The organism is Pseudomonas lundensis, from assembly GCF_002269125.1.
GTDB lineage: Bacteria > Pseudomonadota > Gammaproteobacteria > Pseudomonadales > Pseudomonadaceae > Aquipseudomonas > Aquipseudomonas lundensis_A.
Genome location: NZ_NQKI01000036.1, coordinates 26,332 through 46,637, shown reverse-complemented (window position 1 = coordinate 46,637; position 20,306 = coordinate 26,332). Strand labels below are relative to the sequence as shown.

18 protein-coding genes are annotated in these 20,306 nt (G+C 57.1%); 13 read left to right on the top strand and 5 right to left on the bottom strand.

Going from position 1 to position 20,306, the window contains the following annotated elements:
- Nucleotides 1-433 precede the first annotated feature (433 nt).
- Nucleotides 434-862, bottom strand: coding sequence for a hypothetical protein (locus CJF39_RS18735; protein WP_094994781.1), 429 nt, complete (start codon nt 860-862; stop codon nt 434-436).
- Nucleotides 863-1,355: 493 nt separating this feature from the next.
- On the opposite strand from CJF39_RS18735, the gene CJF39_RS18730 reads away from it, so the two are divergent.
- Nucleotides 1,356-2,291: a chemotaxis protein CheV gene (locus CJF39_RS18730; protein WP_094994780.1), complete on the top strand. Its 936-nt coding sequence runs from the start codon at nt 1,356-1,358 to the stop codon at nt 2,289-2,291.
- A gap of 61 nt (nt 2,292-2,352) precedes the next feature.
- Nucleotides 2,353-3,159: an MOSC domain-containing protein gene (locus tag CJF39_RS18725; protein ID WP_094994779.1), complete on the top strand. Its 807-nt coding sequence runs from the start codon at nt 2,353-2,355 to the stop codon at nt 3,157-3,159.
- A 48-nt stretch (nt 3,160-3,207) separates the two neighbouring features.
- Here the strand turns inward: CJF39_RS18725 and CJF39_RS18720 are convergent, their stop codons facing one another.
- Nucleotides 3,208-5,136 (bottom strand): transglycosylase SLT domain-containing protein, encoded by a 1,929-nt coding sequence (locus CJF39_RS18720; protein ID WP_094994778.1) that lies wholly within the window; start codon nt 5,134-5,136, stop codon nt 3,208-3,210.
- A gap of 216 nt (nt 5,137-5,352) precedes the next feature.
- On the opposite strand from CJF39_RS18720, the gene CJF39_RS18715 reads away from it, so the two are divergent.
- Nucleotides 5,353-7,272, top strand: a complete 1,920-nt coding sequence (locus tag CJF39_RS18715) for an ATP-binding cassette domain-containing protein (RefSeq protein ID WP_094994777.1) — start codon at nt 5,353-5,355, stop codon at nt 7,270-7,272.
- A gap of 76 nt (nt 7,273-7,348) precedes the next feature.
- Here CJF39_RS18715 and CJF39_RS18710 read toward each other — a convergent pair whose 3' ends face one another.
- Nucleotides 7,349-7,801: a universal stress protein gene (locus tag CJF39_RS18710; RefSeq protein WP_094994776.1), complete on the bottom strand. Its 453-nt coding sequence runs from the start codon at nt 7,799-7,801 to the stop codon at nt 7,349-7,351.
- 107 nt (nt 7,802-7,908) lie between these two features.
- On the opposite strand from CJF39_RS18710, the gene CJF39_RS18705 reads away from it, so the two are divergent.
- The 7 genes from CJF39_RS18705 (at nt 7,909) to CJF39_RS18670 (ending at nt 16,213) form a co-directional block, all read left to right on the top strand.
- The gene (locus tag CJF39_RS18705; protein WP_094994775.1) at nt 7,909-8,346 is read left to right on the top strand and encodes a hypothetical protein; all 438 of its coding nucleotides are present in this window, start codon (nt 7,909-7,911) and stop codon (nt 8,344-8,346) included.
- Between the two features lie 324 nt (nt 8,347-8,670).
- Nucleotides 8,671-10,818 carry a fatty acid oxidation complex subunit alpha FadB gene (gene fadB, locus CJF39_RS18695; protein ID WP_094994774.1) on the top strand — a complete coding sequence of 716 codons (2,148 nt, stop codon included), beginning with the start codon at nt 8,671-8,673 and terminating at the stop codon, nt 10,816-10,818.
- 27 nt (nt 10,819-10,845) lie between these two features.
- A complete protein-coding gene (fadA, locus tag CJF39_RS18690; protein WP_047274026.1) occupies nt 10,846-12,021 on the top strand; it encodes an acetyl-CoA C-acyltransferase FadA in 1,176 nt (391 codons plus the stop codon).
- A gap of 106 nt (nt 12,022-12,127) precedes the next feature.
- Complete coding sequence (locus tag CJF39_RS18685) at nt 12,128-12,364, top strand: DUF1653 domain-containing protein (RefSeq protein ID WP_094994773.1); 237 nt, start codon at nt 12,128-12,130, stop codon at nt 12,362-12,364.
- 114 nt (nt 12,365-12,478) lie between these two features.
- On the top strand, nt 12,479-15,106 hold the full coding sequence (gene topA / locus CJF39_RS18680; RefSeq protein WP_094994772.1) for a type I DNA topoisomerase: 2,628 nt from the start codon (nt 12,479-12,481) through the stop codon (nt 15,104-15,106).
- Between the two features lie 230 nt (nt 15,107-15,336).
- Nucleotides 15,337-15,858 (top strand): DUF6586 family protein, encoded by a 522-nt coding sequence (locus CJF39_RS18675; protein ID WP_094994782.1) that lies wholly within the window; start codon nt 15,337-15,339, stop codon nt 15,856-15,858.
- 118 nt (nt 15,859-15,976) lie between these two features.
- On the top strand, nt 15,977-16,213 hold the full coding sequence (locus CJF39_RS18670) for a hypothetical protein (RefSeq protein ID WP_047275661.1): 237 nt from the start codon (nt 15,977-15,979) through the stop codon (nt 16,211-16,213).
- Nucleotides 16,214-16,283: 70 nt separating this feature from the next.
- Here the strand turns inward: CJF39_RS18670 and sulA are convergent, their stop codons facing one another.
- Together sulA and lexA are read right to left on the bottom strand one after the other, a co-directional pair.
- Nucleotides 16,284-16,757 (bottom strand): SOS-induced cell division inhibitor SulA, encoded by a 474-nt coding sequence (gene sulA, locus CJF39_RS18665; RefSeq protein ID WP_094994771.1) that lies wholly within the window; start codon nt 16,755-16,757, stop codon nt 16,284-16,286.
- A gap of 12 nt (nt 16,758-16,769) precedes the next feature.
- On the bottom strand, nt 16,770-17,378 hold the full coding sequence (lexA, locus tag CJF39_RS18660) for a transcriptional repressor LexA (protein WP_047274037.1): 609 nt from the start codon (nt 17,376-17,378) through the stop codon (nt 16,770-16,772).
- Between the two features lie 259 nt (nt 17,379-17,637).
- On the opposite strand from lexA, the gene CJF39_RS18655 reads away from it, so the two are divergent.
- The 3 genes from CJF39_RS18655 to CJF39_RS18645 all read left to right on the top strand — a co-directional run bounded on the left by CJF39_RS18655 (nt 17,638) and on the right by CJF39_RS18645 (nt 20,275).
- Nucleotides 17,638-18,345 (top strand): TetR/AcrR family transcriptional regulator, encoded by a 708-nt coding sequence (locus CJF39_RS18655; RefSeq protein ID WP_094994770.1) that lies wholly within the window; start codon nt 17,638-17,640, stop codon nt 18,343-18,345.
- Nucleotides 18,346-18,526: 181 nt separating this feature from the next.
- Nucleotides 18,527-19,525 carry a beta-N-acetylhexosaminidase gene (gene nagZ, locus CJF39_RS18650; RefSeq protein ID WP_169965818.1) on the top strand — a complete coding sequence of 333 codons (999 nt, stop codon included), beginning with the start codon at nt 18,527-18,529 and terminating at the stop codon, nt 19,523-19,525.
- A gap of 12 nt (nt 19,526-19,537) precedes the next feature.
- Nucleotides 19,538-20,275: an S-methyl-5'-thioinosine phosphorylase gene (locus tag CJF39_RS18645; RefSeq protein WP_094994768.1), complete on the top strand. Its 738-nt coding sequence runs from the start codon at nt 19,538-19,540 to the stop codon at nt 20,273-20,275.
- The last annotated feature ends 31 nt before the right edge of the window (nt 20,276-20,306 follow it).

Sequence of the window (20,306 nt, the reverse complement as noted above, 5' to 3'; positions counted from 1 at the left end):
CGTTTTGAGCAAATAGCGCTGCGTGCCGTGCAAATTACGACTTGCCGCCGCCGCGCAGCAAGTTGATCGGAGCATCCTTAACGGGATCAACGTTCATGGCTGATGCCAAGCCTGAACGGATTTACACACAGGCGTTCGGCTTAACGATCGGCGCGCATGGTATCACTTCATTTAAAGCGGGTCGCCTTTGACATGGGTTAAATGGCATTTTGCACAGCATGGTTAGTTGCGCATTACAGGTTTTGCCTGTGCGCTTAAATAGGAAATAAGTCGATAGCTTAGTTGGCCCTTAGATGCAAACGCCTGAACCGCGCTGACAGTCTGATATCAGAATTAACTTACAGGATAGTCGACATGTAATGTATTCACGGCGCAGGACGTTTTAATGCGTCATTGAAGACGTGGACCGGGATAAGGCATCGGGGATGCGAGGCTAACCGAGTGGCGGCGGGGCCGTTCGCATGGCTTCGACCTGTTCGGTGAACGACGTGATCAGCATCTCTTGCTCACTGTCATCGAGGCTCAGTTGGCCTGTAGTGGGGTCTATCAGTTCAACCTGCCATGCCAGCAGGCTAAAGCAGTCTTTGAGGATTTCAACCGCTTGGTCGTGCAGGGTACCCAGGTTTCTTGCCTGCCTGAGCAGGGTGCGCAGGGTTCGGCAAAAGCCCGCAATGGGGGCAATGGTCAATGCTTTGGCACGCTTCTCCAGCCTGGAGAGGGTATTGACCATGCAGTCGATCGCGTCCTCGTCATTGTGAATCAATCGCAAGTGGGTCAGGCATTCTTCTGCGGTGGTCAATAACACCTGGGCTTCGATTAAAAAGTCGGCTAGCGCTAATGGCCGGTCATTGCCATTGAACATGCTTATTCTCACTCTTCTGGAACGCCTTTTAAGTAATGTCCGGGCTCATCGTGCAAAAGCCCTCAATGAGCATGGCAACTGGATCAGCGTTTTGGGTGACTTTAAGTGCAACTTTTTGGGTGTGAGTAATGGGTGCGTTCACATAGAAAGTTTTAAAGCGTTGTGTGCCGATATGTAAAACCCGGCACAAGACAGCGCTGTTTCAGTAATAAAAAGTTCCTGCGGTGATTCATATAATGCGAAGGGGGTCACAATAATGGCAATCGAATAGCACGAATATCAGGTCGCTCCTGAGCACTGCTCAGGGAATCCCTTAGGGGGAAGCAAGGGGGAGAGTTGCGAGGGGAGGTCGGACGAAAGACGAAACCGATAATGGCACTGGATGATGTTAAAGTGCCACCACTTTTATGAGGCAGATTTTCGCAGGGGGTCAAGCTCGCGTTTTTTCTGCCGATAACGCTAGACATTCAGTACCCACGCCCAGGAGTTATTCATGGCCGGCATTCTCGACGCGGTAGACCAGCGCACCCAGTTGGTCGGTGAAAACCGACTGGAAATTCTCATGTTCCGTCTGGCGGGTCGGCAGCTGTTCGCGATCAACGTGTTCAAGGTGCAAGAGGTTCTGCAATTACCCAAATTGACCTTGATGCCGCAGCGACACCCGTTTGTGTGTGGTGTGGTGAATCTGCGTGGCCAAACCCTGCCAGTGATTGACTTGTCGCAGGCCATCGGTATGCGCCCTCTGGTGCCTGGCCCTGACAGTACGATCATCGTGACCGAGTACAACCGTTCGGTTCAGGCATTTCTTGTGGGCGGAGTGGACCGCATCGTCAACATGAACTGGGAAGCCATATTGCCCCCGCCCACCAGCGCCGGTCGCCAGCATTACTTGACGGCCATCAGTAAGGTCGATGAGCAACTGGTCGAGATCATTGACGTTGAGAAAGTGCTGGCGGAGATCGTGCCGTACAGCGCCAAGGTCTCGCGCGAGAAGCTCGAAGACCCGATCCTGGAGCATGCGCGTGGCCGGGAAGTGCTGTTGGTCGATGACTCGAAAGTCGCCCTGTCTCAACTGCGCGAAACCCTTTCGCAGTTGGGGGTCAAGATGCACGTGGCCAGCGATGGTCTCAAGGCACTGAACATGCTCAAGGGGTGGGCAGACGCCGGGCAGGTCATGACCGACAAACTGTTGATGATCTTTACCGATGCCGAAATGCCCGAGATGGATGGTTATCGCCTGACCACCGAAATTCGTAACGATCCGCGCCTGCGGGGGCTGTACGTGGTGCTCCACACCTCGCTGTCGGGCAGCTTCAACGAATCCATGGTCAAGAAGGTTGGCTGTGACAATTTCCTGTCCAAATTCCAGCCGGACAAACTGGTGGATGTGGTGCGCCAGCGCCTGATGCTGGATCAAGTACCTGCCTGATTCTTTGCACGCGGGATCGGCTCGTATACTGTGGCGTTTTTAATCCGCAGGGAGCTGATCCATGCTGCATCTAAGTTCGATTTACCGATTCCCGCTCAAGTCCGGCAAAGGCGAAAGCTTGTCTCAGGTGCGCCTGGACAAACTGGGTGTGGAGGGTGATCGACGCTGGATGCTGGTGGATGAAGCCTCCGGGCGCTTTTTGACCCAGCGCTCCCACCCGCAGATGAGCCAACTCTCTGCCTTGTGGAATGCCAATGGCGGCCTGACGTTGACGACCGAAGGTTTTGAGGCGCTGGACGTGCCGTTGCCGCAGGCCGACAGTGACCTGCGCGGTGTGACCATCTGGCGCGATACGTTGCGTGTGCCCGATGCAGGCGACGAGGCGGCGCAGTGGTTGAGCCGCTTTATCAACCAGAGCGTGCGACTGGTGCATGTGCCGCTGGAGCGAGCGCGGACCACCGAAGCCGGTTATGGCCGCGATGATGACAAAGTGGCGTTCGCCGATGGTTACCCGTTGTTGCTCATAGGTCAGGCATCGCTCGACGACCTTTCACACAAGGTCAATCGAACGTTAGAGATGCTGCGTTTTCGCCCCAACCTCGTGGTGTCCGGCAGTGAAGCGTTTGCCGAAGATGGTTGGAAACGGGTGCGCATTGGCGAGGTGGAGTTTCGCGTGGTCAAGTCATGCTCGCGTTGCATCCTGACCACTATCGATCCCCAGACCGGCGTGCGTGACGAGCAGCGTGAGCCGTTGCAAACCCTGATGAGCTACCGCAAGCAGGAAGGCGGCACGATGTTTGGGCAGAACCTGGTGAACGACAGCCATGGCCTGCTGGAAGTCGGCATGCCGGTCACCGTGCTGGAATAAAGCGCGGCACTTGCAGGTGCGCGCGCACCTGCAAGGTGTTACCCACGATCACTGATCGTCAAAATACCGCTCATGCCAGTCCACCAGAGGTTGAGGCACGTTGAGTTTCTGGCCGTAGATCACCGAGTACGACAAAACGTTCTGCACGTATTGGCGGGTTTCGTCGAAGGGAATACTTTCAATCCACACGTCGAAGCCCAGGTGGTTGGCGCCCCGTAGCCATTGGCGAACACGCCCCGGCCCTGCGTTATATGCCGCTGAAGCCAATACCCGGTTGCCGTTGAACTGGCCATGCACCTGACTCAGGTAGGCTGCACCCAGTTGGATGTTCTTGTCCGGGTTCAGCACTTGTTGGGGCGATGCCAGCGGAATGCTGAATTTTCTGGCAGTTTCTTTTGCTGTGGCCGGCATCAATTGCATCAAACCGCTCGCGCCTACGCCGGAACGTGCGTCATCCATAAAAGCACTTTCCTGACGGGTAATGGCGAACACCCAACTTGAATGCAAACCGCGCACTTTGGCCTCGCGCACCAGTGTGTCGCGGTGCGCCATCGGAAAGCGGATGTCCAGATCGTCCCAGTACTGAGCCTGACTGATGGTGCGGATGGCCGGGAAATACCATTTGCGGTCGTAGGCTAATTTAGCTTGCGCCACCATTTCGTCGCGGTTGAAGTGACGACTCACGTAATACCACTCACGACGGCCATCCACGATTTGCCCGCGGTCATGGAACTCGAGTGCACGCTGCACGCCGGGTGTGTTGCGCACTTTGTTGATCAGTTGCGGGCTGAGCACGAGCGGTTTGTTGTTGAGCTGATAAGGGGTCTGCGCCCGATCGGCTGCCAGGAAGCCGTAGAAATCACGTTCGCGGGCGACATTTTTGAACAGCACTTGCGCTTGCGGATTTTTCGGTTCGGCCAGCTCCAGGCTGCGCGCCTGCCAGTAACGCCAGCGGTTGCTGGTCGCCAAGTCCTGCGGCAATTGGCGGGTCAGTTGATAGGCATCTTCCCAGCGAGCCAGGCGCAACAGCAGGCGCAGGCGCCATTCGGTGACGGTGTTGTCGCGCAGCTCGGGGTCATATTTAGTCATGATGTCCAGGCCACGGCTGTCATACCGGCGGGCGAACGTCAGACCAATCTCACGGGCGATGGCGACCTTTTCATCCCGCGAGAAGTGCATGTTGGTGGCGTATGTATCGAGCAGTGCTGCCGCTTTTTCAGGGTCCTGTCGCGCTAAACGACGCAGGCCCAGTCCCACGGCATCAGACATGGCTTCACTGGCGGGCAGAAAACGCGAGGGTTGACTGAGAAGATCAGGCTTTTGCGCCACGTCAATCATCACTTTGGCTTGTGGTCCCAGCGTGTTGAGGCCATTGGCCAGTGTCGTGGCCAAGCCGTAATTGCGTGCTTCAGCCGCCAACTTCACGCGCTGCCACCGCTTTTGTTCGGTCAGTTGACCTTCAGCGGCCCACTGGCTGAACAGGGCGTCGCATGCCGCCGGTTGTGCTTTGCCCACCAGCCAGAGTTTTTCCGCGCTGGCGTAGCCTTCGGCCTTCTGGTTGTGCGCCAGTTGGTACTGGCCATTAAGGCAGTCAAGCTCGGTGAAGTTGAGCTTGGGGTCGTAATATTTGGCAAAGGTCGCCCAGTCGCCGCGATCAGCCAGCCAGCGCAACCAACGCAGTTTCATCCAGTTGGCTTGCGGCAGATCGCCATGCGCCGCCAAGAACTGCTCAATTTCAGCGTTACTGGCGCTTTTCAAGCGGGCGGTGAGTTCGTCGTACGCCAGGTACGGTGTCAGCGGATAGCTGCGCAGGGCGTCGGCATTTCGGAAATAGGGGCCGGAGTCGCCTTTGGCCAAAGCGCGCTTGGCCTCGTCGTACAGCTGGCGTTGTTGGGTCAAGTCGGCGGCCTGTGCGGCTTGCACGGCGCAACTGGTGAGAAGCAGGCAGGATAAAAAGTTGAAGAGACGACTGCGCATGGGGCTTCCGTACAGATGAAAAACGCGGCGTGTGCAGGGCGGGCCCGGCACTGATTGAGTCGTAGCTTAGCCTTTTGCCAGCAGCGCGTGAACGCCTTGCAGGCCCAGCGGTGAAACTTGCGACTAAATGGAGCTGCGAGCAGGGGCAACAATAAATAGCCGGCCGCCTGAGGGCGCAAATCAGGTAGAATGCGCGCCCAGTTTTTGGAGAAGCTCATGACCCTGCTCAAATTCAGCGATGTGTCCCTTGCTTTCGGCTCTACGCCGTTGTTGGACAAGGTGTCCTGGCAGATCGCCCGTGGAGAGCGGGTGTGCATCATCGGCCGCAACGGCACCGGCAAGTCCAGCATGATGAAGCTGGTAAAAGGTGATCAAAAGCCTGACGACGGCTCTGTCTGGCGCGCACCCGGCCTCAAGATTGGCGAATTGCCGCAAGAGTTGCCGGTTGCCGACGGACGGACCGTGTTCGATGTTGTGGCCGAGGGCCTCGACGGTGTGGGCGAGCTGCTGGCTCAGTACCATCACCTCAGCCAGAACATCGTCACCGATGCCGACCTGGACAAGCTGATGCACGTCCAGCAAGACCTTGAAGCCCGTGATGGCTGGCGCTTGCAGCAATTGGTCGACAGCACCCTGAGCCGCCTGCAATTGCCGGCGGACAAAACCCTGGCCGAATTATCCGGCGGCTGGCGTCGTCGCGTTCTGCTGGCGCAAGCACTGGTGTCCGAACCGGACCTGCTGCTGCTCGACGAACCGACCAACCACCTGGATATCGGCGCCATCGCCTGGCTGGAAGAAGCCCTCAAGGACTTCCAGGGCGCTGTGCTGTTTATTACCCACGACCGTTCCTTCCTGCAAAATCTGGCCACCCGGATTCTGGAACTGGACCGTGGCGGTCTGATTGACTGGAACGGCGACTACGCGAGCTTCCTGGTCCACAAGGAAGCCTCCCTGGCGGCGGAAGAAACCGCAAACGCGCTGTTCGACAAGCGCCTGGCCCAGGAAGAAGTGTGGATTCGTCAGGGCATCAAGGCGCGTCGCACCCGTAACGAAGGCCGTGTACGTGCCCTCAAGGCCCTGCGTGTTGAACGCAGCGAGCGCCGTGAGCGCACCGGTAAGGCCAACATCCAGCTGGACACCGCCGACAAGTCCGGCAAGCAAGTGATGGTGCTGGAAAACGTCAGTTTCGCGCACCCGGAAGGTCCGTTCCTGATCAAGGACTTCTCCATGGTGTTGCAACGCGGCGACCGCATCGGTCTGCTGGGCGCCAACGGTACGGGCAAAACGACACTGCTCAAGTTGATGCTGGGCGGCTTGCAGCCTACCAACGGCAAGGTGGAAGAGGGGACGCGCATCGACGTGGCGTACTTCGACCAGTTGCGTCACCAGTTGGACCTGGAAAAAACCGTGATCGATAACGTGGCCGAAGGTCGCGACTTTATCGATATCGATGGTCAAAGCCGCCACGTCCTGAGCTACCTGGGTGATTTCCTGTTCAGCCCGCAGCGTGCCCGCACGCCGGTCAAGGCGCTGTCAGGCGGCGAGCGTGCGCGCTTGCTGCTGGCCAAGTTGTTCAGCAAGCCTGCCAATCTGCTGGTGCTCGATGAGCCGACCAACGACCTCGACGTCGAAACCCTCGAGCTGCTGGAAGAGGTGTTGCTGACCTTCAAGGGCACGGTATTGATGGTCAGTCACGACCGGGCATTCCTCGACAACGTGGTTACCAGCACGCTGGTCTTTGAAGGCGAAGGCAAGGTGCGTGAATACGTGGGCGGTTATCAGGACTGGCTGCGTCAAGGCGGCTCGCCGCGCTTGCTTGGTGTGACTGAAAGCAAATCCGGCAAGGCTGACCTGAACTCTGCCGTTGTCACGGCCGCCGCAGCGCCAGCTCAGGCTGCTCCGGCCCCTGCTCCGGCGAAAAAGAAGCTGAGCTACAAGCTGCAGCGCGAACTGGAAGCGCTCCCTGGCGAGATCGATGCCAAAGAGCAGGCGATTGCTGCCGTGGAAGCTGAAATGGCTGACGCAGGCTTCTATCAGCGTCCTGCTGCACAAACGGCTGAAGTGATTGCCAAGCTCGAAACGTTGCAAGCTGAACTCGAGCAACTGGTTGAACGTTGGGCTGAGCTGGATGCCTGATTGAGCAGTCGCTGAACTGAAAAAGCCCGGCCTTTTTAATCAAAAGGTCGGGCTTTTTTGCTGTGGAGGGTGGTGCTCAATCGGTTTTTTTGAGGCTGACAGCCAATACGTCGCACGGCGCGCCATGCAGCACGTCATTGGCGGTGGAGCCGAGCAGCAGCGCCAGGCCGTGGCGGCCGTGGCTGCCGACCACGATCAGGTCGCAGCCATGATCTTTGGCGAAACCATGGATTTCTTGGCGGGGTTGGCCGTACGCCAGCTTGCAGTTGTCTTTTGTGAGTTGCGGATAGATATCGATCAGCCGGTCGAGGCGTTCTTTGGCCTGATCAAACTGTTGCTGCTGCAACTGCGACAGGTCCATGGGCACGTCGCCCCCAAAGGCCATGGCCATGGGTTCGACGATGTGGATCAGGGACAGCTTCGCGCCGTTGGCTTCAGCGCTGGCGCTGGCACGGTAAATCACCGGGTCGCACTCTTCAGTCAGGTCTACGGCAACCAAAATGTGCGTGTAGGGTTTGGGTGTGGACATGTGAGGCGCTCCTGTAAACAGTAATTGGCGATGAGTATGGCCCTTTTGCAGAGCCTTGGTTCAAGTCAGGGTCAATGCATTAATTTGAAGGCAGTGAGAGTACACATATGACGGTATGGATAGTGGTGTCAATCCTGGCGCTGATTTTGAGTCCGCTTGCCTGGCTGCGTCCTTCGCGTCGCCAAAGCGGGCGTATGGCGCTGCGTATGGAGGCGCGTCGTATGGGGTTGGCCATGCAATTGACGCCTCAGCAATGGCCGCATTGGCTGGAGCCCGAGCCGCCCGGCTCGTGCGCGCAGTTTCATCGTCCGCGGCGCGGCAGTGACCCTGATGTGTGGTGTTATTGGCAATCTGCGCCGGGAATCTGGGTCAATCAATGGCGTGAAGTCTGTACAGACGAGCGCTTGCTGGCGCAGTTTCGCAAGTTGCCAGCGAACGTTTACAAGGTTGAAGCAGGCAAGCAAATGATTGCGCTGTATTGGGGCGAGAAGGGCGAATCGCAGGTGTTAGTGGCGATCGACGAAACGCTTAAAGCCCTTGCCTGAGCAGGCGGCAACTGCCCCGAGCCTGCGTGCGTGACAGCAGCGCCTGCCGTTCGCAGGCGACCAGGAACTGACTGACAGGTCGTTTTGTCATCGTTGTTTCGGACAATTGACAAGCGCACGCTTTTCCGTGAAGGTGTCGACACCCAAATCAAACGGGCGTATGAATCGAGTGTTTGCCACACAAGCAGCATTCGCATAACCCCGAATATCGCGTTGGCGGGTGTGCCTGGTGGATTGGCGTTAGCATTGACGGTGTCGTCATTGCCAGCCAGACGCTAGCGTCCGACGTGTACTGTTCAGCTTCCATATCCTGGAGATCAGTTGATGATTTACGAAGGTAAAGCCATCACGGTTACGGCTCTTGAAAGTGGCATCGTCGAACTGAAGTTCGACCTCAAGGGTGAGTCCGTCAACAAGTTCAACCGTCTAACCCTGAACGAATTGCGTCAGGCAGTCGATGCGATCAAGGCAGATGCTTCGGTCAAGGGCGTTATTGTTTCCAGTGGCAAAGACGTCTTTATCGTCGGCGCGGACATCACCGAATTCGTCGAAAACTTCAAGTTGCCGGATGCCGAGCTGATTGCTGGCAACCTCGAAGCCAACAAGATCTTCAGTGACTTCGAAGACCTCAATGTTCCAACCGTAGCAGCCATCAACGGTATTGCACTGGGCGGTGGTCTGGAAATGTGCCTGGCGGCGGATTTCCGTGTGATGGCCGACAGCGCAAAAATCGGTCTGCCGGAAGTCAAGCTCGGCATCTACCCGGGCTTCGGCGGCACTGTTCGCTTGCCGCGCCTGATTGGTGTGGACAACGCTGTTGAGTGGATCGCGTCCGGCAAAGAAAACCGTGCTGAAGATGCCTTGAAAGTCGGTGCCGTTGACGCTGTAGTGACAGCCGATAAGCTGGGCGCCGCAGCATTGGACCTGATCAAGCGTGCCATTAGCGGCGAGCTGGACTACAAGGCCAAGCGTCAGCCAAAACTTGAGAAGCTCAAGCTGAACGCCATCGAGCAAATGATGGCATTCGAAACCGCTAAAGGTTTCGTGGCCGGTCAGGCCGGTCCAAACTACCCGGCACCGGTTGAAGCGATTAAAACTATCCAGAAGGCTGCGAACTTCGGTCGCGATAAAGCGCTGGAAGTTGAAGCGGCAGGTTTTGCAAAACTGGCTAAAACCTCAGCATCGCAATGCCTGATCGGGTTGTTCCTGAACGATCAGGAGCTGAAGAAAAAAGCCAAGATCCACGACAAGATCGCCAAAGACGTGAAGCAGGCTGCCGTTCTGGGCGCAGGCATCATGGGCGGCGGTATTGCCTATCAGTCGGCCTCCAAGGGCACGCCGATCCTGATGAAAGACATCAACGAGCACGGCATCGAGCAAGGGTTGGCGGAAGCCGCCAAGTTGCTGGTGGGCCGCGTTGATAAAGGCCGTATGACGCCAGCCAAAATGGCTGAAGTGCTCAATGGCATTCGTCCTACTCTGTCCTACGGTGATTTCGGTCACGTGGACCTGGTGGTTGAAGCAGTCGTTGAAAACCCGAAGGTCAAACAAGCGGTGCTGGCTGAAGTTGAAGATCACGTCAAGGAAGATGCCATTCTGGCGTCGAACACCTCGACCATTTCCATCAGCCTGTTGGCAAAAGCCCTCAAGCGTCCGGAAAACTTCGTCGGCATGCACTTCTTTAACCCGGTGCACATGATGCCGTTGGTTGAAGTGATTCGTGGCGAGAAATCCAGCGATCTGGCCGTAGCCACTACGGTTGCCTACGCCAAGAAAATGGGTAAAAACCCGATCGTCGTTAACGACTGCCCGGGCTTTTTGGTCAACCGTGTGCTGTTCCCATACTTCGGCGGCTTCGCCAAGCTGGTCAGCGCTGGCGTCGACTTCGTGCGCATCGACAAGGTCATGGAAAAATTCGGCTGGCCAATGGGCCCGGCGTACCTGATGGACGTGGTCGGCATCGACACTGGCCACCATGGTCGCGACGTGATGGCGGAAGGTTTTCCGGACCGTATGAAAGACGACCGTCGTTCAGCGATTGATGCGCTGTACGAAGCCAAGCGCCTGGGTCAGAAAAACGGTAAGGGTTTCTACGCTTACGAGGCTGACAAGCGCGGCAAGCAGAAGAAAATCGTGGACTCAAGTGTGCTTGAGGTGCTCAAGCCGATCGTTTATGAACAGCGCGATGTCACCGACGAAGACATCATCAACTGGATGATGATCCCGCTGTGCCTTGAAACCGTGCGTTGCCTGGAAGACGGCATCGTTGAAACCGCAGCCGAGGCCGACATGGGCCTGGTGTACGGTATCGGTTTCCCTCCATTCCGTGGCGGCGCCCTGCGTTACATCGACTCGGTCGGTGTTGCAGAGTTCGTGGCCCTGGCTGATCAGTACGCTGAACTGGGCGCGCTGTACCACCCGACTGCGAAGCTGCGTGAAATGGCCAAAAACGGCCAGAGCTTCTTCGGTTAAGCGCCCCATTAGAGTGAGAGTGAAATTATGAGCTTGAATCCTAGAGACGTGGTGATTGTAGACTTCGGTCGCACCCCGATGGGCCGCTCCAAGGGTGGCATGCACCGCAACACCCGTGCTGAAGACATGTCTGCGCACCTGATCAGCAAAGTGCTGGAGCGCAACAGCAAGGTTGACCCGAACGAAGTAGAAGATGTGATTTGGGGCTGTGTTAACCAGACCCTGGAGCAAGGCTGGAACATCGCGCGCATGGCGTCGTTGATGACCCAGATCCCGCACACCTCGGCTGCCCAGACCGTGAGCCGCCTGTGCGGTTCATCCATGAGCGCTTTGCACACCGCTGCGCAAGCCATCATGACCGGTAACGGTGACGTATTTGTGGTGGGCGGCGTCGAGCACATGGGTCACGTGAGCATGATGCATGGTGTCGATCCCAACCCGCATATGTCGCTGTATGCGGCAAAGGCGTCGGGCATGATGGGCCTGACCGCTGAAATGCTGGGCAAGATGCACGGTATCACTCGCGAACAACAGGATGCTTTCGGCGTTCGTTCGCACCAGTTGGCCCACAAGGCGACGATTGAAGGCAAGTTCAAAGACGAAATCATCCCGATGCAGGGATATGACGAAAATGGCTTCCTGAAAACCTTCGACTACGATGAGACCATTCGTCCGGAAACAACCATGGAAAGCCTGGCGGCGTTGAAACCTGCGTTCAACCCTAAGGGCGGCACTGTTACCGCCGGTACCTCGTCGCAAATCACCGATGGTGCTTCGTGCATGATCGTGATGTCGGCTCAGCGTGCAAAAGACCTTGGTCTGGAGCCGCTGGCGGTGATTCGTTCGATGGCCGTTGCAGGTGTTGATCCGGCAATTATGGGTTATGGTCCGGTTCCAGCGACGCAAAAAGCCTTGAAGCGCGCGGGCTTGAGCATGGCTGATATTGACTTCATCGAGCTCAATGAAGCATTCGCTGCACAGGCTCTGCCAGTGCTGAAAGATTTGAAAGTGCTCGACAAGATGAATGAGAAGGTTAACCTGCATGGCGGCGCCATCGCTCTGGGTCATCCATTTGGATGCTCAGGTGCGCGTATCTCCGGCACCTTGCTCAATGTAATGAAACAAAATGGCGGCACCTTCGGGTTGTCCACCATGTGCATTGGTCTTGGCCAGGGCATAGCAACTGTCTTCGAACGCGTCTAAGCGTTGCGTTGACAGAAGCCGGGGCCAAGTGCCCCGGTTTTTGTTTTTATGACTTTTTAATCGTTATGAGCTTTAATTTTTTTATCCGTAAAAAAGGTGTTGCAACATGCCGCTACAACCTGGCCTCTATCAACATTACAAAGGGCCACACTATCGGGTATTCAATGTGGCTCGCCATTCTGAAACCGAAGAAGAAGTGGTGTTTTACCAAGCCCTGTATGGGGATTTCGGTTTTTGGGTGCGCCCATTGAGCATGTTTTTGGAAACGGTCGAAGTGGATGGCGAGCAGGTACCGCGCTTTGCACTGATTGAGGCCGAACCCAGTCTTTTTCCCCGGCCATAAGTGGGCGTGGCGCAGCACCCCGCGCTTGACCTCACCTTGTTGCCACTATATATAGCGGTGCCGCGTCAGGCGCGAACCGCCTTTCACTTCTAGAATTCAGGAATTTTCTGATCCATGGGCAAATCGCTGGTCATTGTGGAATCCCCGGCTAAGGCCAAGACCATCAACAAGTACTTGGGTAACGAGTACGTGGTGAAGTCGAGTATCGGCCATATCCGAGACCTGCCCACCAGCGGTTCGGCTAGCGCCAGCAAAGAACCGGCTGCCAAGCGTGGCAAGGCCGCGGCGGGCGAAGCGCCGGCTTTGTCGCCGAAAGAGAAAGCTCAAAAGCAGCTGATCTCACGCATGGGCGTCGATCCGGAGCACGGCTGGAAAGCCAAGTACGAGATCCTTCCCGGAAAGGAAAAGGTCATCGAGGAGCTGCGCCGGCTCGCCAAGGATGCTGACACCATCTATCTCGCAACCGACTTGGATCGCGAGGGGGAGGCCATTGCATGGCACCTGCGCGAAGCCATCGGTGGTGATGACAGTCGCTACAAGCGCGTGGTGTTTAACGAGATCACCAAAAAGGCTATTCAGGAAGCGTTCTCCAAACCGGGCGAACTCGACATCAACCGTGTCAACGCCCAGCAAGCGCGCCGTTTTCTCGATCGCGTGGTGGGCTATATGGTTTCGCCGTTGCTGTGGGCAAAAATTGCCCGTGGCTTGTCGGCAGGTCGTGTGCAATCGGTGGCCGTGAAGCTGGTAGTCGAGCGTGAGCGCGAAATTCGGGCATTCAACCCTGAAGAATACTGGGAAGTTCATGCGGACCTTGGCACGGCCAAAGGCGCAAAAGTGCGCTTCGATGTGGCCCGCGAAAAAGGCGAGGCCTTCAAACCGCTGAACGAAGCCCAGGCCATGGCCGCGCTGGAGAAGCTCAAGGCGTCCAGCTACACCATCGCCAAGCGTGAAGACAAACCGACCAGCAGCAAGCCGTCGGCACCGTTCATTACCTCCACCCTGCAACAGGCCGCGAGCAATCGCCTGGGCTTCGGGGTGAAGAAAACCATGATGATGGCCCAGCGCTTGTACGAAGCGGGCTACATCACGTATATGCGTACCGACTCCACCAACCTGTCGGCGGATGCGGTTGAAATGGCCCGCACCTACATTGAAGGTGAGTTCGGCGCGTCCTATCTGCCGCCAGCCCCTAACGTGTACAGCAGCAAGGAAGGCGCACAAGAGGCTCACGAAGCGATTCGTCCTTCTGACGTGAACATGCACCCGAGCAAGCTGTCAGGCATGGAGCGGGACGCTGAGCGCCTTTACGAGCTGATCTGGCGCCAGTTTGTGGCGTGTCAGATGCTGCCGGCCAAATACCTGTCTACTACCGTGAGCGTGGCGGCCGGTGATTTTGAGTTGCGTGCCAAAGGTCGCATCCTGAAGTTTGACGGTTACACCCGTGTCATGCCGCAAATTGCCAAGCCGGGCGACGACGATGTGTTGCCTGATATGGCTCAGGGTGACGTGCTGAAGCTGATCAATCTCGATCCTACCCAGCATTTCACCAAGCCCCCGGCCCGCTACTCCGAAGCCAGCCTGGTCAAAGAGATGGAAAAACGTGGCATTGGTCGTCCATCGACCTATGCGGCAATCATTTCGACCATTCAGGATCGCGGCTATGTGGCCTTGCACAATCGCCGTTTTTACTCCGAAAAAATGGGCGATATCGTTACCGAGCGTTTGTCCGAGAGTTTCTCTGACCTGATGGACTACGGCTTCACCGCCGGCATGGAAGAAAACCTCGATGACGTGGCTCAGGGTGAGCGCGACTGGAAGAACGTGCTGGACGAGTTCTACGGCAGCTTCAAGAAGAAACTTGAGGTGGCGGCTGACCCGGACAGTGGCATGCGTGCCAACCAGCCGGTGATGACCGACATTCCGTGCAAGGAATGTGGGCGTCCGATGCAGATCCGTACGGCATCGACCGGTGTATTCCTCGGTTGCTCGGGTTATAGCCTGCCGCCGAAAGAGCGTTGCAAGGCCACCGTGAACTTGGTCCCTGGCGATGAGATCGCAGCCGACGATGAGGGCGAGTCGGAGTCGCGTGTTTTGCTGGGCAAGCACCGTTGCCCGATTTGCAGTACCGCAATGGATGCTTACCTGCTGGATGAGAAGCACAAGCTGCACATCTGTGGTAACAACCCGGATTGCGCTGGCTACGAAATCGAAGAGGGCAGCTACCGCATCAAGGGCTATGAAGGCCCGAGCCTGGAATGTGACAAGTGTGGCAGCGAGATGCAGCTCAAGACCGGTCGTTTCGGCAAGTTCTTCGGCTGCACCAATGCGCAGTGCAAAAACACCCGCAAGCTGCTGAAAAGCGGTGAAGCGGCGCCGCCGAAAATGGACCCGGTGAAAATGCCGGAGCTAAAGTGCGAGAAGGTAAACGACACCTACATTCTGCGTGATGGTGCTTCGGGGTTGTTCCTGGCAGCCAGCCAGTTCCCGAAAAACCGTGAGACCCGTGCGCCGCTGGTGATTGAAATCATCCCGCACAAGGATGAGATCGATCCGAAGTATCACTTCTTGTGCGAAGCGCCGAAGAAAGACCCCGATGGTCGACCTGCTGTGATCCGCTACAGCCGTAAAACCAAAGAGCAGTACGTGCAAACTGAGGTGGACGGCAAGCCGACAGGCTGGCGTGCGTTTTACGACGGCTCCAGCTGGAAGGTTGAAGACAAGCGCAAAGAAAAAGACGCGTGATAAGTTGCTGAACGACTGAAAAACCGCGCGATGGCATCATGCCTCGCGCGGTTTTTTTTTGGCTCAGGGGTTGAGGTCTACGGTAGGTAAGGTGGCTGATGCGTTCTCACGACGACTTCGTGGTCGGACGCCTGGCGCGGCGCATTCATAGCGCCACCCTCTTGCGCCTGTCACCTCATTTCCCGGAGACTGCTCAGCCTGCCCTCATCCTTTTGCTGTGGAGTGCCTTTATGGCTCACGAACTCTATACCCGCACCAATCAGAAAATCTATTTTGCGGGCCTGGCGCTGGAAACCATGAACAAAGCACTGCAAGGTGGGGCCATGAACGCGCAGGCATTGCTGCAGGCAGAGCGCGAATCAGCGGTATTTCACTTGTATGGCGCGTTGCTCGGTTTATGTCATGAAATTGCAGGTTTCTATCGATTGCCGCAGGCCCATGCCAATCGTGTGGAGTTGTTGCTAACTCAAGAGGTGCTGGACGCTAAAGCTATTCCAGAGCTTGCGGAGATGGTTGAGCTGGCAAGATCGCCGGGCACTTGGCTGGCGCAATTGGTGGCAGCGCATGCAGCCCTGTATCAAACGTTGCAGGCGCCTAAAAAGATCAAGGCCGATGTGTTTCAACCCTTGATTGAAGTTGTCAGTGTGGAAGGCGACGGGCCGGAAACGCTCAGTCGCGACACCCTGGAAGAATGGCGTCAAAACCTTAAGAAAATGGCCATACGCTTTCGCGATGGACTCAATGAGTGCTAAAAGTCGGGTTCGAAACTGTACGGTCATTCATCAGGACGTCATTAAAGCGTCATAGAACGTGGCAAATTTCTGAAGGATGACTGATATAATCCCGCGCTTTCGTGGAGAACCAACTTTTATGCCAACGTCCTTTCTAGAAATTGTCGAATTGCCTGACGGCCGTATCGAGTTGCGCCGGGCTGAGGACGAGGGGTCTTTGGTGACGCTGAACTTCTCCGAAGATGCCAAGGCCTTTCTTCAGGGGCAGCATGTTGAAGTGGCAAAAGCCATGTTGAGTGTTGGTGTGCAAATGGCGGGGCGGCTGGCCGAGGGCGAGCTGGAAAAAGAGGATGAAGGACCGCGCATCCTTCACTAAGTGTTTCTGGTTGAACCTCTAAACGGCTGGCTTCTGTGTCCTGTAGAAGCCCCGTGCTGCTCGCGTCTGGTTAGCCCAATCGAATATTCAGGCTTTGCCCTTGACCCATCAGCGCTGAGCCGATCAATTGTTGGCGAGCCGTGCTATTGAGCGGGTTTATCCAGCTCACCACCGTGTGGCTACGGCCCAGGCGCAGCGCTTCGCAAGTCAATTGCAAGGCGCTCTTGTTGCCGTTGGGTTGGAGCAGCAAGATGCGTTCGCGGTTCAGTCCGGCATCACGCAGCCAGGTTTGTGTCAGGCTGGCCGGTGGTGCGATCAGTGTCAGCCAGCGCTCATCTTGTTGCTCGCTGAGTTCGCGAAGCATGGGGGCCAGCAGGCTCAAGCAGTTCTCGGCAGCGCCGCGTAGCGACAGTTCACTGAAAACTTCAGGTTCTGCGCGCCAAGGTGAATCAAGCACGGTCTTGATCGTGGCTGGCATGGGTTGAGCCATGAATGCCTCGAATAAAGGGAGTTGTGCGGGTAGCGATGTGTGCGGGAACTGCATGACGCCTCCTTATTAACGGCGAATAACGCCGACACTCAGGCCTTCGATAACCAGCTCCTGCTCTTTGAGGTTGACCTCAATGGGCGCGAAATCGGGGTTTTCGGCGATCAGCCAGACCTTGCTGCCTTCTCGCTTGAATCGCTTGACCGTTACTTCGTCATCAATACGTGCAACCACAATTTGCCCGTTTCTGGCCTCGCGGCACGTGTGAACAGCAAGCAGGTCGCCATCAAAGATGCCAACGTCCTTCATACTCATGCCCTGGACGCGCAATAAGTAGTCGGCCCGCGGATGGAAGAAGGTCGGGTTGATGTTGCAGGATTCTTCAACGTGTTCCTGCGCCAGTATGGGAGCGCCAGCCGCCACTCGACCGATGATGGGCAGGGTGGACTCGTCGGCGCTGGCCTCGAAACCGGGAATCCGTATGCCCCGTGAGGCCCCCGGCGTCATTTCGATGGCGCCCTTGCGGGCCAGGGCCTTGAGGTGTTCCTCGGCGGCATTGGGCGACTTGAAGCCCAGCTCCTGTGCAATTTCGGCACGGGTGGGCGGGTATCCGTTGTCATCCAGGCAGCGTTTGATAAAGGCCAGGATCTCAGCTTGGCGTGGCGTCAGTTTTAGCATATTGATCGCTCTGTCTTTTTATACAGTGACTGGGATTATATACAGTGAAGGCTCATTGGCAATGCTCCATTTTTAACCGTCCGCTGGACGGTCGTCGATGAGCAATGAGGCGGCTACTTTATCAGCACAGGCCACGTCGTCCGAGGCTGTGGTTAAATGCGGGACTGGCCGGTCGCAAAAAGAATGCCCACCTTGACTTTTAACAAACTGAAACGTATGTTTCAAACAACTGTTTAAGTGTTTGTCAGCCGGAGTAGACATGGCCCAGTCGGAAACCGTTGAACGTATCCTTGATGCTGCCGAGCAGCTGTTCGCGGAAAAAGGTTTTGCCGAGACTTCATTGCGGCTGATTACCAGCAAGGCCGGGGTTAACCTGGCAGCTGTGAATTACCATTTCGGGTCCAAGAAAGCGCTGATTCAGGCAGTTTTTTCGCGTTTCCTCGGGCCTTTCTGCGCCAACCTCGATCGTGAACTGGAGCGGCGTCAGGCCAAACCGGACAATCGTCCCGAGCTCGAAGAGTTGCTGGAAATGTTGGTGGAGCAAGCGCTGGTGATTCAGCCGCGCAGCGGCAACGACCTGTCCATTTTCATGCGTTTGCTGGGTTTGGCGTTCAGTCAGAGTCAGGGGCATTTGCGCCGTTATCTTGAAGACATGTATGGCAAGGTCTTTCGCCGCTACATGCTGCTGGTCAATGAGGCTGCGCCGCAAATCCCGCCGATTGAACTGTTTTGGCGTGTGCACTTCATGCTGGGTGCGGCTGCGTTCAGCATGTCCGGGATCAAGGCGCTGCGGGCAATTGCCGAAACCGACTTCGGTGTTAACACCTCGATTGAGCAAGTCATGCGCTTGATGGTGCCTTTTCTGGCCGCTGGCATGCGTGCGGAAAGCGGCGTGCTCGATCCGGCGATGGCGGCGGCGCAAATGCGTCCGCGCAACAAATCTTCTCAGGCCAGCCCCAAGGTTTGACCTGGCGCGGGTGGGCGAGGCTGCGCAGTTCCGCTAAGCTTGCCGCCATGCTCATTCCCGCCTTGTTTCCCTGTGTCCTCTTTACGGCTGCTGCCAACACTGCTGGCGCGCGCGCCGCTGTCTGCGTGCGGGACCAGGAAGCAAGCGCACTTTCTTTGAAGGAATACCCATGAGTTCTGCCTTGCAAGGCTCCTTGATGGTGGACGTCGCCGGCACTTGGCTGACGGCCGACGACCGACACCTGTTACGCCAGCCTGAAGTGGGCGGCCTGATTATTTTTGCGCGTAACATTGAGCACCCGCGTCAGGTGCGTGAGCTGTGTGCTTCGATTCGGGCCATTCGCCCCGACCTGCTGCTGGCGGTGGATCAGGAAGGCGGGCGGGTTCAACGCTTACGCCAGGGGTTCGTCCGATTGCCCGCTATGCGCGCTATCGCGGATAACCCCAATGCAGAGTACCTGGCCGAGCAGTGTGGCTGGATCATGGCTACCGAAGTCCTGGCCGTTGGCCTGGATTTGAGCTTCGCGCCGGTGCTGGACCTGGATTACCAACGCAGCGCCGTGGTCGGCAGCCGCTCATTTGAGGGCGATCCAGAGCGCGCTGCAGCCTTGGCCGGCGCTTTCATCCGTGGGATGAACGACGCTGGCATGGCCGCCACGGGTAAGCATTTCCCGGGGCACGGGTGGGCAGAAGCCGATTCCCACGTGGCCATTCCTGTCGATGAGCGCAGCCTTGAACAGATCCGCAGCCACGACCTGGTGCCGTTCGCACGTTTGAGCCGGCAGTTGGCGGCGGTCATGCCCGCTCATGTGATCTATCCCAATGTTGACAGCCAGCCTGCGGGCTTTTCCCGTCGCTGGTTGCAAGACATCCTGCGCGGCGAGTTGGGCTTTGATGGCGTCATTTTCAGTGATGACTTGTCAATGGCCGGTGCCCATGTGGTGGGGGATGCGGCCAGCCGGATCGAAGCCGCCTTGTCGGCTGGCTGTGACATGGGGTTGGTATGCAATGACCGGGCTGCGGCTGAATTGGCCCTCACGGCGGCCCAGCGCCTGAAGGTCACGCCTTCGGCCCGCATTGCACGCATGCGCAGTCAGGCCTTCGCCAGCACGGACTACCGCCAGGACCCGCGTTGGCAGGTGGCGATTGGTGCGCTCAAAGATGCTCAGTTGATTGATTAAAGGATCGCGTTGATGACGGTTTACGCAATTATTGGTGGCACAGGCCTGACCCAGCTTGAAGGATTGACCATTACGCGCTCATTGGCGCTGGATACCCCGTATGGCCCGACGTCAGCCGACATTCAGATCGGCGAATTCGCGGGACGTGAAGTGATGTTTCTGGCGCGCCACGGCCACCCGCATCGGGTCCCGCCCCATCAGGTGAACTACCGTGCAAACATCTGGGCGTTGAAACAGGCCGGTGCGCAGGCCATTTTGGCTGTTAATGCCGTAGGCGGGATCCATATGGCCATGGGCACCGGGCATTTTTGCGTACCCCACCAAGTGATTGATTACACCAGCGGTCGTGAACACACGTTTTTTGCGGGTGATCTGGAGCATGTGACGCACATTGACTTCAGCTATCCCTACACGCAATCCCTGCGTGAGCACTTGATTGACGCACTGGCTGTCGAGGGTTGTTCCTACAGTTCTCATGGTGTGTATGCAGCAACCCAAGGGCCGCGTCTTGAGACAGTGGCCGAAATTGCCCGGCTTGAGCGTGACGGCTGTGACATTGTCGGCATGACCGGCATGCCAGAGGCGGCACTGGCCCGTGAGCTGGAACTCGAATACGCCTGCCTGGCGTTGGTCGTAAACCCGGCAGCGGGCAAGTCCACGGCGATTATTACCATGGCCGAAATCGAACAGGCCCTGCACGACGGCATGGGTAAGGTCAAAGCGACGCTGGCACGTGTGCTGGCAGGGTAATCCCTTTCACCGTTGTAGCCGCCAGACGGAG

Bases quoted from the DNA above. Each gene is read 5' to 3' on its own strand.
- CJF39_RS18735 (WP_094994781.1), bottom strand. From the start codon at position 862: ATGTTCAATGGCAATGACCGGCCATTAGCGCTAGCCGACTTTTTAATC.
- CJF39_RS18730 (WP_094994780.1), top strand. From the start codon at position 1,356: ATGGCCGGCATTCTCGACGCGGTAGACCAGCGCACCCAGTTGGTCGGT.
- CJF39_RS18725 (WP_094994779.1), top strand. From the start codon at position 2,353: ATGCTGCATCTAAGTTCGATTTACCGATTCCCGCTCAAGTCCGGCAAA.
- CJF39_RS18720 (WP_094994778.1), bottom strand. From the start codon at position 5,136: ATGCGCAGTCGTCTCTTCAACTTTTTATCCTGCCTGCTTCTCACCAGT.
- CJF39_RS18715 (WP_094994777.1), top strand. From the start codon at position 5,353: ATGACCCTGCTCAAATTCAGCGATGTGTCCCTTGCTTTCGGCTCTACG.
- CJF39_RS18710 (WP_094994776.1), bottom strand. From the start codon at position 7,801: ATGTCCACACCCAAACCCTACACGCACATTTTGGTTGCCGTAGACCTG.
- CJF39_RS18705 (WP_094994775.1), top strand. From the start codon at position 7,909: ATGACGGTATGGATAGTGGTGTCAATCCTGGCGCTGATTTTGAGTCCG.
- fadB (WP_094994774.1), top strand. From the start codon at position 8,671: ATGATTTACGAAGGTAAAGCCATCACGGTTACGGCTCTTGAAAGTGGC.
- fadA (WP_047274026.1), top strand. From the start codon at position 10,846: ATGAGCTTGAATCCTAGAGACGTGGTGATTGTAGACTTCGGTCGCACC.
- CJF39_RS18685 (WP_094994773.1), top strand. From the start codon at position 12,128: ATGCCGCTACAACCTGGCCTCTATCAACATTACAAAGGGCCACACTAT.
- topA (WP_094994772.1), top strand. From the start codon at position 12,479: ATGGGCAAATCGCTGGTCATTGTGGAATCCCCGGCTAAGGCCAAGACC.
- CJF39_RS18675 (WP_094994782.1), top strand. From the start codon at position 15,337: ATGGCTCACGAACTCTATACCCGCACCAATCAGAAAATCTATTTTGCG.
- CJF39_RS18670 (WP_047275661.1), top strand. From the start codon at position 15,977: ATGCCAACGTCCTTTCTAGAAATTGTCGAATTGCCTGACGGCCGTATC.
- sulA (WP_094994771.1), bottom strand. From the start codon at position 16,757: ATGCAGTTCCCGCACACATCGCTACCCGCACAACTCCCTTTATTCGAG.
- lexA (WP_047274037.1), bottom strand. From the start codon at position 17,378: ATGCTAAAACTGACGCCACGCCAAGCTGAGATCCTGGCCTTTATCAAA.
- CJF39_RS18655 (WP_094994770.1), top strand. From the start codon at position 17,638: ATGGCCCAGTCGGAAACCGTTGAACGTATCCTTGATGCTGCCGAGCAG.
- CJF39_RS18645 (WP_094994768.1), top strand. From the start codon at position 19,538: ATGACGGTTTACGCAATTATTGGTGGCACAGGCCTGACCCAGCTTGAA.